Genomic DNA, 12,994 nt, shown 5'->3' with positions numbered 1-12,994 from the left:
GGAAGAGGCTATACGAATAATAAAGCGATTCGCTAGGCGATTTCGCGCGTTTCCATAAACTGAATATCCGGGTAACGTTCCTGCGCCATTTGCAGGTTGACGCGGTTGGGTGCCAGGTAGACATAATCATCCGCGCTATCCAGGCCAACGTTAAAGCCATATTTATCTGCAATGGCTTTCAAATCCGCATCCGAGCCTTTGAGCCAGCGCGCGGTATAGCAGTCATAGGGCTCAAATACCATATCGACGCCGTATTCATGCTCCAGACGGTGTGCTACCACGTCAAACTGCAGCATCCCCACTGCGCCCAAAATCAGGTCATTCGACAGCAGCGGACGGAATAATTGCGCCGCGCCTTCTTCGGATAACTGTTTGAGGCCGATTTGTAACTGCTTCATTTTCATCGGATTTTTAATCCGTGCACGCCGGAAAAATTCAGGCGCAAATGACGGAATGCCAATGAACTTGAGAGCCTCATTTTCGGTAAAGGTATCGCCAAGTTTGATGGTGCCGTGGTTGGGAATACCAATAATGTCACCAGAATAGGCTTCATCCATGATGGTGCGGTCTTGCGCCATAAAGGTGATGGCGTTGTTAACGTTGAGCATCTTGCCAGTGGCGACTTGCTTGATTTTCATACCACGTTCAAAGCGGCCAGAGCACACGCGCAAGAAGGCAATGCGGTCACGGTGTTTGGGATCCATATTGGCCTGAATTTTGAAGACAAAGCCGGCAAACTTGTCTTCGTTGGCGGCGACTGCGCGTGTCGCCGTGTTGCGTGCCTGTGGCGGTGGCGATAAATCTACTACTGCATCCAGCAAGGATTGCACGCCAAAGTTGTTCACCGCGGAGCCAAAAAACACAGGCGTTTGCTTGCCGCTCAGATAGCGCTCTTTGTTGAATTCGTTGGAAGCACCGCGGACCAGCTCAATATCAACGCGCAATTCTTGCGCCTGGTAGCCAATCAGCTCGTCCAGACGTGGATTATCCAGGCCTTGAATTGTTTCAGAAGTCCCTTTTTCAGCACGGGGATCAAAGAACAGGATGCTGTCATTCACCAGGCTGTAGACGCCTCGGAAGGTCTTGCCCATGCCGATCGGCCAGGTCATGGGCGCGCATTCCATCCCCAAGGTGGTCTCGATTTCATCGAGTAACTCTATCGGTGCGCGGCTTTCACGGTCCAGCTTGTTGATAAAAGTGATGATGGGCGTGTCGCGCATGCGGCAGACATTGAGCAGCTTGATGGTTTGCGCTTCGACGCCGTTGACCGAGTCAATGACCATGACGGCCGAGTCCACGGCGGTCAGGGTGCGGTAAGTATCTTCGGAGAAGTCATCGTGGCCGGGGGTATCCAGCAAATTCACCATATGTTCACGATAGGGAAACTGCATCACAGATGAGGTAACGGAAATGCCGCGTTGTTTTTCCAGTTCCATCCAGTCCGAGGTGGCATGACGGGCGGCTTTACGACCACGCACTTCACCTGCAACCTGAATCGCGCCACCAAACCACAGCAGTTTTTCGGTGAGGGTGGTTTTACCCGCATCCGGGTGCGAAATAATGGCAAAGGTACGGCGGCGTTCAACTTCTTGCTGCAAACTGGACATGAAAAAATAGCACTTTGGAAAAAAGTGCTATTTTAACCCAGATTTTATATTGGGACTTGAAAAGGCAACGACGTGCAGTTTGATGGGTTTTTGTGCAATTTTTTTGGCAATAGTCATTCTATTGCGAAAAAAATTAAGCAGAAAAGACGCGAACTGCGCAAGTTGACATTCAAGTAGGTCTGCCGCCAAGATATAAAATCTGGGTTGGCTAATCAAACACTTAGCCGGATTATTTTCGCATGAGGAAGATCGCCACCGCTGCGAAAATAATCAGAATAATTAACCCTTCCATCGGCAGCAGATGGTTAATTGACGGCCTGTTTCAACTGTTCGAGGATGGCCGGGTTATCCAGGGTCGAAATATCAGAAGTGATTTCCTCACCCTTGGCCAGGCTACGCAACAAGCGGCGCATGATTTTGCCCGAACGCGTCTTGGGCAGGTTGTCGCCAAAGCGGATTTCATCCGGCTTGGCAATCGGGCCAATTTCTTTACCGACCCAGTCACGCAATTCGGCCACGATCTTCTTGGCTTCTTCGCCTTCTGGGCGCTTGCCTTTCAGCACGACGTAAGCCACCACAGACTCGCCTTTGATCGGATGTGGTTTACCAACCACCGCAGACTCGGCGACCAAATGGTTGGCGACCAGCGCAGACTCGATTTCCATGGTACCCAGGCGGTGGCCGGACACGTTCAATACGTCATCAATGCGGCCCATGATGGTGAAATTTCCAGTGTCGGCGTCACGCACGGCGCCATCCCCGGCCAGGTACAGGTTGCCACCCAGTTCGGCCGGGAAATAGCTGGCTTTATAACGCTCGGGATCGTTGTAAATGGTGCGGATCATGGAAGGCCACGGCTTTTTAATCACCAGTAGACCGCCATTGCCCCAGGCAATGGCTTTGCCGGTTTCATCTACGACGTCGATATCAATGCCAGGGAAGGGCAGGGTGCAGGAACCTGGCACCAAGGGAGTCGCGCCTGGTAGCGGGGTTATCACATGGCCGCCGGTTTCGGTTTGCCAGAAGGTATCGACAATCGGGCAGCGATTGCCGCCCACTTGTTCGTAGTACCACATCCAAGCTTCGGGGTTGATAGGCTCGCCGACGGTGCCCAGCAAACGCAGGCTGGCTAAATCGAAGTGGTTGGGGTGCGTGGTAAAGTCGGTTTCACCGGCTTTGATCAGGGAGCGGATCGCGGTGGGCGCGGTGTAGAACACGCTGACCTTGTGGCGCTGAATCATTTCCCAGAAACGCCCTGCATTCGGATAGGTCGGAATACCTTCAAACACAATCTGGGTCGCCCCCATGGCAAGCGGGCCGTAAGCGACATAGCTGTGACCGGTGATCCAGCCCACATCGGCCGTACACCAGTAAATATCGTTGGGCTTAATATCAAAGGTCCAGCGCATGGTGTTCATGGCGTGCAGCAGATAGCCCGCCGAGCTATGTTGTACGCCTTTGGGTTTACCGGTCGAACCTGAGGTGTAGAGCAGGAACAACGGATGTTCTGCGTCTACCATCACCGGCTCACAGGTGTCGGCTTGGCCTGCAATCAGGTCATGCCACCAGACACAGGTACTATCCCAGGCGACGTCCATGCCGGTTTTCTTGAACACCACCATATGGCGGATGCTGTCACAGCCGCCCATGGCAATGCCTTCGTCGACTGCTTGTTTGAGCGGCAGCGTTTTACCGCCACGGTATTGGCCGTCTGAGGTAATCACCGCCACCGCGCCAGCATCGATAATCCGCTCATTCAGGCTTTTTGCAGAAAAGCCGCCAAACACCACCGAGTGAATAATGCCCAGACGGGCACAGGCCTGCATGGCGACCACGGCTTCAATGCCCATGGGCAGATAGATAATGACGCGGTCACCCTTGACCAGCTTGAGTGACTTGAGGCCATTCGCAAACTGGCAGACCTGGTGGTAGAGTTCTTTGTAGCTCACACTGCGCACATCACCGTTATCCGCCTCAAAAATAATGGCGGTTTTGTTGGGGATGGTTTGCAGGTGCTTGTCCAGGCAGTTGGCGGACACATTTAACTCGCCATCTTCAAACCATTTGTAGAAGGGGGCATGGTCCTGATTGAGTGTCTTGGTAAACGGTTTGTGCCAGATTAATAGCTCGCGAGCCAGTTTGGCCCAGAATCCTTCGTAATCCTGTGCCGCTTCCTGGCACAGGCGTTGGTATTCCTCCATGCTGCCGATCGCGGCCTGGCTTGAAAACTCTTTGCCCGGCGCGAATACGCGGTGTTCATGAAGTACAGATTCGATAGACATAGCGTCCCCCAAAAATCAATGTCAAAAAATGAAAGTGTGAGCGAACCTCAGGTGTTATTATTTTGGTTCTGATTGACAAACTCTCCGAGCACACATCCCGTTACTAGAGCCACAGCCCATGCAACAGCTTGCCCAAATTCTAACAGAAAAGCAGGTCGCGTCTACAGAGGCCGCCTATTTGCTGCATGCGGCTGCTTGTAGCCCCTTTTTTGCCAGATTCGTTACAAAACATCCAGATTTTGTAACTGATCTGTTAGATAACTTATATAAGACATATAAGACTCAAGATGTCAAAGATCTGTTTTTAATTGAAAAAAATAGTGAAGAATCTTTTTTTCTGCAACAAATCCGCTTGATCAGGCAGCGCTTGATGGCACGTTTGATCGTGCGTGACCTGAATGGTCTGGCGGATTTTGCCGAGGTGGTGGAAATCACAAGCGCGCTGGCCGAGTCGGCAATTGCTGCGGCTATCACCTTCTACCACGCCCGCCTGGCTGATATCTATGGTCAGCCTTGCTCAGCCAAGGGCGCGCCGCAGCAACTGATCGTGGTCGGCATGGGCAAACTGGGCGGGCGTGAATTGAATGTCTCCTCTGATATAGACCTGATTTTTGCCTATGAAGAAGAGGGTAACACCAACGGAGAAAAGTCCATCAGTAACCAGGACTTTTTTACGCGGCTGGGTAAAAAGGTCATTGTGGCGCTGGATGAAGTCAGGGCGGAAGGCTTTGTCTTTCGCGTGGATATGCGCTTGCGCCCGTTTGGCTCGGAAGGCGCGCTGGTTTGCAACCTCGATGCGCTGGAGGATTACTACCAGAATTATGGGCGGGAGTGGGAGCGTTACGCCTGGATTAAAGGCCGGGTCATCCATGGGCCAGAAGCTGCGCTGACCAAGCTGATCAAGCCGTTTGTGTTCCGCAAGTATCTGGATTTTAACGCTTATGCCTCCATGCGCGACCTCAAGCTGCAAATTCAGCGTGATGTGCTGCAGCGCAAGCTCTCGGACAATATCAAGCTGGGGCGGGGCGGCATCCGCGAGGTCGAGTTTATCGCGCAGTTGTTCCAACTGATCCGTGGTGGTCAAGTGCCGGATTTGCAAATCAAGCCAACGCTGGCGGTGCTCGATTGTTTGGCGATGCGCGGCATGTTACCCGCAGAAGAAGTCTCTGCGCTCAAGCAAAGTTATGTCTATCTGCGCAACCTAGAGCATAGACTCATGTATATCGACGATCAGCAAACCCAGGATTTGCCTGAATCTGAGACCTACCGTGGTTACTTGCTGCAGATGCTCAAGCAGCCCGACTGGCCCAGCTTTATGGCAGAGCTCAATCTGCATAGAGACCGCATACAACGTTTTTTTGATGAAACCTTTAAGGACGAACAGCAACAGGATTTACAACAGGAAACGGCTGTTTGGCAAGGGACACTGAGTGCCGCTGACAGTGAGCAATGGCTGGCTGCGCAAGGGTATACGCGTGGCAGCGATATCGTGCATTTGTTGCAGCAGACGCGGACGAGCCAACGCATCCAGCAATTACCCGAGCAAAGCCGTCGCCGGCTGGATCAACTGATGCCCTTACTGTTGCGGGAAGCTGCACAGCAACAGAGTACCTCGCCGGATACCGCGCTCATTCGCACGCTGGACTTGCTGGAAAGTATTTGCCGCCGCGCCAGCTATCTGGCTTTGTTGGCAGAGTTTCCTGATGCCCTGTCGCTGATCGTCAAACTGTGTGCCGCCAGCCCTTGGATTGCACAGTATGTCTCTGCCCACCCCATTTTGCTGGATGAGTTGCTCAATAAGCAGACCTTGTTCAAGCGACTGGATGCCGCACAATTAAAAAACGAGCTGCTAAGCCAGATGCAAGCCTTGCACGGTGATGTGGAAGCGCAAATGGATGCGATGCGGCATTTCAAGCATGCTAGCGTGCTTAAAATTGCGGCACAGGATGTGATGACTGCGTTGTCGCTGGAGGCGATTTCGGACGACTTAAGCGCACTGGCCGACGTGATCTTGCAGGTCAGTGTACAGACCGTGTGGCAAAACCTGGCGATCAAACACCGTGATACGCCCCAGTTCGCCGTGATCGGCTACGGCAAGCTGGGCGGCAAAGAATTAGGCTATCTCTCTGATCTGGATATTATTTTTCTATATGAAGATGACGCGGAGCAGGCCCCGGAGGTCTATGCGCGCTTTGCTCAGCGCCTTAATACCTGGTTTAACACGCTGACCAATGCCGGTTTGCTGTATGAGACCGACTTGCAGTTACGCCCAGATGGCAATAGTGGTTTGCTGGTCAGTACGGTGGCCGCGTTCAGGGAGTATCAGCATCATAAAGCCTGGGTATGGGAGCATCAGGCACTGACGCGTGCACGTTTTGTGGCGGGCTTGGAACACATCGGCGCGGCCTTTGAACAGATCCGCCGTGAGATCATCGTGCAGCCACGAGACGCAACTGCGCTCAAGCAAGATATTGTGCACATGCGCGAGAAAATGCGCGAAGCCCACAAGTCCAAGCTTGGCCGCTTTGATCTCAAGCAAGGGCCAGGCGGCATTATTGATGTCGAGTTTATGGTGCAATATCTGGTGTTATTGCACGGGGCTAAGCATCCCGGCCTGGCCGAAAATATTGGCAATATCGGCTTGCTGGAGCGCTGTGCCGAATTGGGGTTGATTGACTCTGCAACCATGGCAGAAGCGGTTGCCGCAGCCTACCGTGAATACCGGAGACTGATCCATCACACCAAGTTGCAAGGGCAAGATGCCATTGTTGAAGATGCGGAATTACTGCCGCAGAGAACCGTGGTCAAGGCACTTTGGCAGCAGTTACTGGGTTAGTCTGACTGAGAAACGCGTTATTCGCCTGCATTCCAGGCTTGCGCATCTGCGACGGGTGGTTGCCATTGGCTGTTGTAGCAAATTACCCGGTTACGTCCGGTTTGCTTGGCCTGATAAAGGGCCAGGTCGGCATGCTTATAAAGCAATTCATAAGCATAAATCGTTTCATTCGCGCACGAAATACCTATACTGATCGTCGTGCTGAATTCATGGCCGCCCTGTGGGGTAAAAAAGCGTAACTCTGCGATCGAGGTACGGATGCGTTCAGCAATCACGCGCGCTTCTTCGGCTGTTGTGGCGGGTAAGACCACGGCAAACTCCTCACCGCCCAGTCTACCTAGCAAGTCCTTGTCGCGGATGGCATTTTCAATCGTCCGTGAACAGGCAATCAGCACCTGGTCGCCTTGCGGATGGCCGTAAGAGTCATTGATCACTTTAAAGAAATCAATATCCAGCATCAGGAAGCACAGTGGTGCACCGGTATGGTCTGCTTGTTGCAGTATGGCTTTGGCACGGTTATAAAAAGAGTGGCGGTTGGGGATTTGCGTCAGGCTGTCTATGGTAGCCTCTTTTTCTGCTTTGTCTTTTGCCTGCTGCAACGCCCGGGTTCTGATTTTTACTTGATCTTCCAGCGAATGGTTCAGGCGTTGCATCTCATTGCGGTATTGTTGCAAGCTGCCAGACATGCTTTTGAACATCCTCGCCAGCTTGCCAATCTCGTTTTGCAACTTAAAGGGCAAGGGTAGGGTATGGTTGGTGATTTTTTCATACTGCTGTGCTTCAATGGCGCTGGAGGCCGCCATAAACGTCTCCAGCGGTTGAATGACTTTTTTCCTCATCACCAGATACAGCATGATCAGCTCTATCACCAATGCCAGTACACTGACAATCAGGATAAACCTGGCGGCACTCATGGACGGTGCAGACAATAAAGATTTTGGGTAGACCGTGACAAACCACCAGCCAGGGCCTTCTATTTGTGTGGCTGCCAGAAATGCGTCATCATCCTCAACAATAAAATAAGCCTGTTGCCTGTTTTTGATGGATTGAGTCAGGACCTGAAACTGCTGGCTCAAGTGCGCGTCTTTGAGGTCAGGGATCATCAGCATGCCCCGTGTAAGGTTCATTTCTGTCTCTTTGGCCGGGTGGGCAATCAAGCGCCCATCTTCGCGGAAGATAAAATTGTAGGTCCCTGACAGATGGTCATTAAACACGCGGTCAAACAGGGCATTGAGCAAAATGTCATGCCCCACATTCAGCGTGTTTGTCTCAGTGATATCAATAGGGGTCTCCAGTGACACCATCCATTCATTGGCGGTCGGGTCAAAGTAGAGGCCAGTCCAGACACTCTTGCGCTCAGGATTGCTCTGCCGGGTGGTGATGTAAACCCACTCTTCAGTGAGAACATCCAGTTTGCTACTGGCGTTGTCAGCCCAACGCATGCCTGGCCAGTACACAATATTGACATTTTCTGGCATGGAGACATACAGGTTGGCAAACTGCTTGGTCCACGACGTGCCAAAGTGATCGACCATGACATACGACAACAGTAATTTCTTCCTGAAATCCTCATTGGCAATCGGGGCCTTGGCGCCGATATATGCGGTGACGTCTTTGCTGATCAGGCCGGATTGGTTATAAAAGCCATCGTAGGCTTTTTTTTGCAGGTGTATGGTGTGGTCTGGCATGCGCTGGAAGACTTGCCAGAAGAAGCGGTCATTGTAGAAAAAATCTTGTTGCCAGTGCGCGAGAAACGTAGCCCTGAAAATCTGGTGATTGGACTCGGCCAACTTGAAAATGGCACTTTCACGCTGGCCGCGTTCCTGAATGTAATGTTCTAGGCCATCAATGGTGGAGGCCACCAGCGTTTTGTAGATGTGCCAGTAAGTGAGCGCACTGACCGCGACGATGACGATGCTGACCCTGATCGCCATTTGCAACATGACATCCAGCGTCAGCGATTGTTTGTGGTTGAGCAGGCGCTTCATCAGGCGGTCCAGTCTGATTTGCAGAAAAATGAAGCCGAGACTGAATCTGAATTCAGGAAGTCTGCCACAGGTTTGTTGCTGCCATGCATCATCACTCAAATATACTGCTTTTGTTTATTGTTATGTCCACACTGATATGAACAGTGGATTTGCATCCCTTGGATTAACATACACCTGCCGCAAGCAGGAAGCAATCATAATGTGAGAGAAAGTGGCGATTTAAAATAAATTAATGCAGGTGCCTTTGCTGCCTGTGAGCGGACTGACTATGGTCAGCGTTTAAGGTAGCTAATCGTGTTAGCAGCCCCAGCGCAAGCCAGCGGTATGCACTGGGCTGTCCCAGTGCTTTAGGATTTCCTGATCCAGCAGGCAAACCGTGATTGAGGCGCCTGCCATGTCAATGGCGGTGGTGTAGTTGCCAACCAGACTGCGGGTGACTTGATAACCTTTGGCGGTCAGCTGTTCTGCGGCTGCGTGATAAATCAGGTATAACTCCATTAGCGGTGTCGCGCCCAGGCCATTCACCAAAAGCAGGATATCGCCCGCACCAGGCAGTTGCTTGGCTTCAATATCATGCACAATCGCGGCGACCATGTCCGTGACGATGGCGTCTGCTGCATGCATGGCTTCACGGCGACGACCTGGTTCACCATGGATGCCTACCCCCATTTCAATTTCAGCTTCAGTGATATCGAAGGTGGGTCTCCCTGCCGCAGGAACCGTGCAGCTGGTCAGGGCGACGCCTATGCTGGAAGTGCGTAGATTGATTTTATCGCCAAGCGCCTTGCAGGCAGCGAGGTCAGCGCCGCTTTCCGCCAGGCTACCGACGCATTTTTCGACAATGACGGTGCCTGCCACGCCGCGGCGACCTGAGGTATAGGTGCTATTGACGACGGCACAGTCATCCGAGGTCAGCACCGTGGCATGCTCAAACGGCAGCATTTCAGCCGCCATTTCAAAATTCATGACATCCCCGGCGTAGTTTTTCACGATAAACAGGACGCCTTTATCCGCATGCACCGCTTCGGCTGCCGCCAGCATCTGATCTGGGGTAGGTGAGGTGAATACCTGGCCTGGACAGGCGGCATCCAGCATGCCTTTGCCCACATAGCCCGCGTGCAAAGGTTCATGGCCTGAACCGCCACCGGAAATCAGCACGACCTTGTTTTGTGCTTTTTGTTTGCGGCTGACAAAGGTCGGCTCAAATTGCACTTGCACCAGCTCGCGATGTGCAGTGGCAAAGCCAGCCAGACTTTCAGTCAGCATCTGGTCAACCTGATTTAAAAATTTTTTCATTTTTCGCTCCGTGATTAAAACCGTGCACAGCTGGCTAAGCTAAGCCTGATACCCAGTGCGCCGCGTAGAGGGGTGAGTGGGGAAAACTTGATCTGTAATGCCCTTAACCGGCAACCACGAGATCGCACACTGCATGAATCATGACCTGGCAGCTTTTTGCCCCCGCATCGAGATGACCAATGGCGCGCTCACCCAATCCAGCCGCGCGACCTTTGGTGGCCAGCATATTACGCGTGGACTCAAGACCTTCACTGGCTGTCTTTTTCAGGGCGGCTGCAATTTCCGGGCGGGTGTGGCCTTGTTCTGCCATGTGTTTAAAGGTCTGGGCGACGGGGACCAGCACATCCAGCATGGTTTTTTCACCGGCCTGGGCTTTGCCCCGTTGCATAATGGCTTGTACGCCAGCGTCAAATGCGGCGGCAAAGTGGTTGATGCTGATTGTTTCACTGGTTTTAAGCGATTTACCCATGGCCATAAAAAAGCTTGCAAATAACGGCCCAGATGCCCCGCCTATGGTGCTCAGTAATTTCATGCCAATTTTATTCAGGGCATCAGATGCGTCTAGGCCATTGAGTTCGTTTGCCAGTCCTGCAATCGCTTCACAGCCACGCTTCATATTAATGTAGTGGTCGCCATCGCCTATTTCGCGGTCCAGGCATTCGATATCCGCTTCATGCGCAACAATTGCCTCGCGTATCGCCGAGGCATAACGATTGATAGAGTTAGTATCCATATCTCTGTCTGTCAGTTAGAAAGTTTGTAGGTGCATGTTACTCACAGCCATCGGGCTCGGCAAGCTGGCTGAGAGAGGCGTCAGCGATTTTGAATAACAGGGTGGTCGTTTTGCAGACAAGCGTTTAAAATAGCGCCGCTGTCCTCGTGGTGAAACAGGATATCACCAGCCCCTCCTAAGGGCTAGTTTCAGGTTCGAGTCCTGACGGGGACGCCAGCTTAGCTGGAAATGCTTAAGTGCTTGATAGTATTCGGATTAAGCGCTATAATTTTGGATTGACTTTTTTGTCAAACACTTGCTTGCAATCACATTGGGTGCCGTTAAATACGGTGTTTTTGATTGCAAGTTTATGAATAACCCTTTGAATGGAAAGATAAAATCATGTCCGTGACTATGCGTCAAATGTTGGAGGCCGGTGTTCACTTTGGTCACCAAACTCGTTACTGGAACCCGAAAATGGCAGAGTTCATTTTTGGCGATCGTAACAAAATTCATATTGTTAACCTGGAAAAAACCCTGCCACTGTTTGAAGAAGCACAGAAATATGTGCGCACTTTGGCAGCAAACAAGGGCCGTATTCTGTTTGTGGGCACCAAGCGTCAAGCCCGCGATATCGTGAAAGAAGAAGCACAGCGCGCTGGTTGTTCGTATGTGAACCATCGCTGGTTGGGTGGTATGCTGACCAACTTCAAAACCGTGAAGCAATCTATCAAGCGTTTGCAAGACTTTGAAGCCATGATGATTGATGGCAGCATCGACAAGTTCGGTAAAAAAGAAGCTTTGGGCATCAAGCGTGAAATCGAAAAGCTGGAGCGTTCCATCGGTGGTATTAAAGAGATGGGTGGCTTGCCAGATGCGATTTTTGTGATCGACGTTGGTCATGAAAGCGGCGCGATTACTGAAGCACGTAAACTGGGTATTCCAGTGATTGGTATCGTGGATACCAACAACTCACCAGATGGCATCACTTATATCATCCCTGGTAACGATGACTCTTCACGCGCAATCCGCTTGTACGCACGTGGCATGGCTGATGCCGTGTTGGAAGGTCGTGCAAACGCGATTTCTGAAATCGTGAAGGCTGCACAGGAAGAAGCTGCACCTGCTGAGGCAGTGGCTGAGTAATTCCCGGTGGCATGAAAAGGGGCGCATCGCCCCTTTTTCTATTGTGTCTTCTGTTGCATAGGCTGACAGAATGGGCACGTAAATGCGCTGGTGTCTGGCGCAATCTGGCTGTCACACAGTCTCTGTATAGTGAAAAGAATATTGATGGCGGCCGCTCAGGTCGTTGAATAAAAGGAGCAAATAAATGGCTGAAATTACCGCAAGCATGGTGAAAGACTTACGTGAGCGCACCGATGCCCCAATGATGGACTGTAAAAAGGCTTTGACAGAAGCTGAAGGCGATATGGCTCGTGCGGAAGAAATTCTGCGTGTACGCTTTGGTAACAAGGCAAGCAAAGCGGCTGGTCGTGTGGCTGCAGAAGGCACCGTAGGCATCAGCATTACCGCTGATGGCAAACTGGGTACACTGATCGAAGTGAACTCTGAAACTGACTTCTGCGCCAAGAACGAAGAATTCCTCAAGTTTGTAAGCGACTTGGCACAAACTGTGAACGAAAACAATCCTGCTGACATTGACGCGGTAGGGGCTTTACCATTGCGTGGCGAAACAGCGGAGTCTGTGCGTGCGCAACTGGTTGGTAAAATTGGCGAAAACATCACCCCACGTCGTTTTGTGCGTACACAAGCACAAGGCCAATTGTTCAGCTATGTGCATGGTAGCAAAATTGGTGTGCTGGTTGATCTGGTGGGTGGTGACGAAGCGCTGGGTAAAGACATTGCAATGCATATTGCTGCAGCCAAACCAAAATCGCTGGATGCCAGTGGTGTGGATGCTGCGCTGATTGAAGCCGAGCGTCGTGTGGCTATCGAAAAAGCCAAAGAAGCTGGCAAGCCAGAAGCCATGCTGGAAAAAATTGCAGAAGGTACGGTGCAGAAGTTCTTGAAAGAAGTGACTTTGCTGAGCCAGGCCTTTGTGAAAGATGACAAGCTGAGCATTGAGCAATTGCTGAAATCCAAAGGGGCAAGCGTGGCTTCTTTCAGCATGTACATCGTGGGTGAAGGCATTGAAAAAGCCGTAGTCGATTACGCGGCTGAAGTGGCTGCTGCTGCAAAAGTCTAATTGACTGGCTAGTAGCGTCTCACAAAAAGTGGAATCTTAGGATTCCACTTTTTTTATGGCTGAATTT

8 protein-coding genes and 1 tRNA gene are annotated in these 12,994 nt (G+C 51.6%); 4 read left to right on the top strand and 5 right to left on the bottom strand.

Annotation, left to right across the window (positions count from 1 at the left end; all coding sequences use genetic code 11):
- Positions 1 to 32 precede the first annotated feature (32 nt).
- Both AACH41_RS09180 and acs read right to left on the bottom strand, forming a co-directional pair.
- Positions 33 to 1,607 carry a peptide chain release factor 3 gene (locus AACH41_RS09180; protein WP_275355729.1) on the bottom strand — a complete coding sequence of 525 codons (1,575 nt, stop codon included), beginning with the start codon at positions 1,605 to 1,607 and terminating at the stop codon, positions 33 to 35.
- Between the two features lie 305 nt (positions 1,608 to 1,912).
- On the bottom strand, positions 1,913 to 3,889 hold the full coding sequence (gene acs, locus AACH41_RS09175; protein ID WP_313988254.1) for an acetate--CoA ligase: 1,977 nt from the start codon (positions 3,887 to 3,889) through the stop codon (positions 1,913 to 1,915).
- 118 nt (positions 3,890 to 4,007) lie between these two features.
- Between acs and glnE the strand changes: the two genes are divergently transcribed.
- Positions 4,008 to 6,725 (top strand): bifunctional [glutamate--ammonia ligase]-adenylyl-L-tyrosine phosphorylase/[glutamate--ammonia-ligase] adenylyltransferase, encoded by a 2,718-nt coding sequence (glnE, locus tag AACH41_RS09170; RefSeq protein WP_338654664.1) that lies wholly within the window; start codon positions 4,008 to 4,010, stop codon positions 6,723 to 6,725.
- A gap of 17 nt (positions 6,726 to 6,742) precedes the next feature.
- Here the strand turns inward: glnE and AACH41_RS09165 are convergent, their stop codons facing one another.
- The 3 genes from AACH41_RS09165 to dhaL form a co-directional block, all read right to left on the bottom strand.
- Entirely contained in the window at positions 6,743 to 8,812 is a 2,070-nt protein-coding gene (locus AACH41_RS09165) for a diguanylate cyclase (protein WP_338654663.1), read from the bottom strand.
- Between the two features lie 198 nt (positions 8,813 to 9,010).
- Positions 9,011 to 10,009, bottom strand: a complete 999-nt coding sequence (dhaK, locus tag AACH41_RS09160; protein WP_313988245.1) for a dihydroxyacetone kinase subunit DhaK — start codon at positions 10,007 to 10,009, stop codon at positions 9,011 to 9,013.
- A gap of 103 nt (positions 10,010 to 10,112) precedes the next feature.
- Positions 10,113 to 10,742 carry a dihydroxyacetone kinase subunit DhaL gene (dhaL, locus tag AACH41_RS09155; protein ID WP_338654658.1) on the bottom strand — a complete coding sequence of 210 codons (630 nt, stop codon included), beginning with the start codon at positions 10,740 to 10,742 and terminating at the stop codon, positions 10,113 to 10,115.
- Between the two features lie 140 nt (positions 10,743 to 10,882).
- Here dhaL and AACH41_RS09150 point away from each other — a divergent pair.
- The 3 genes from AACH41_RS09150 (at position 10,883) to tsf (ending at position 12,927) form a co-directional block, all read left to right on the top strand.
- Positions 10,883 to 10,958, top strand: a tRNA-Arg gene (locus AACH41_RS09150).
- Between the two features lie 165 nt (positions 10,959 to 11,123).
- Positions 11,124 to 11,867 carry a 30S ribosomal protein S2 gene (rpsB, locus tag AACH41_RS09145; protein ID WP_338654655.1) on the top strand — a complete coding sequence of 248 codons (744 nt, stop codon included), beginning with the start codon at positions 11,124 to 11,126 and terminating at the stop codon, positions 11,865 to 11,867.
- Between the two features lie 184 nt (positions 11,868 to 12,051).
- Positions 12,052 to 12,927 (top strand): translation elongation factor Ts, encoded by an 876-nt coding sequence (tsf, locus tag AACH41_RS09140; RefSeq protein ID WP_194748109.1) that lies wholly within the window; start codon positions 12,052 to 12,054, stop codon positions 12,925 to 12,927.
- The last annotated feature ends 67 nt before the right edge of the window (positions 12,928 to 12,994 follow it).

The sequence above is a fragment of the Methylophilus sp. DW102 genome (assembly GCF_037076555.1).
GTDB classification, from domain to species: Bacteria; Pseudomonadota; Gammaproteobacteria; order Burkholderiales; family Methylophilaceae; genus Methylophilus; species Methylophilus glucosoxydans.
The sequence above is the reverse complement of the archived record's forward strand: the minus strand, read 5'-3'. Positions and strand labels throughout refer to the sequence as shown.

Bases quoted from the DNA above. Each gene is read 5' to 3' on its own strand.
- dhaL (WP_338654658.1), bottom strand. From the start codon at position 10,742: ATGGATACTAACTCTATCAATCGTTATGCCTCGGCGATACGCGAGGCA.
- glnE (WP_338654664.1), top strand. From the start codon at position 4,008: ATGCAACAGCTTGCCCAAATTCTAACAGAAAAGCAGGTCGCGTCTACA.
- tsf (WP_194748109.1), top strand. From the start codon at position 12,052: ATGGCTGAAATTACCGCAAGCATGGTGAAAGACTTACGTGAGCGCACC.
- AACH41_RS09180 (WP_275355729.1), bottom strand. From the start codon at position 1,607: ATGTCCAGTTTGCAGCAAGAAGTTGAACGCCGCCGTACCTTTGCCATT.
- rpsB (WP_338654655.1), top strand. From the start codon at position 11,124: ATGTCCGTGACTATGCGTCAAATGTTGGAGGCCGGTGTTCACTTTGGT.
- dhaK (WP_313988245.1), bottom strand. From the start codon at position 10,009: ATGAAAAAATTTTTAAATCAGGTTGACCAGATGCTGACTGAAAGTCTG.
- acs (WP_313988254.1), bottom strand. From the start codon at position 3,889: ATGTCTATCGAATCTGTACTTCATGAACACCGCGTATTCGCGCCGGGC.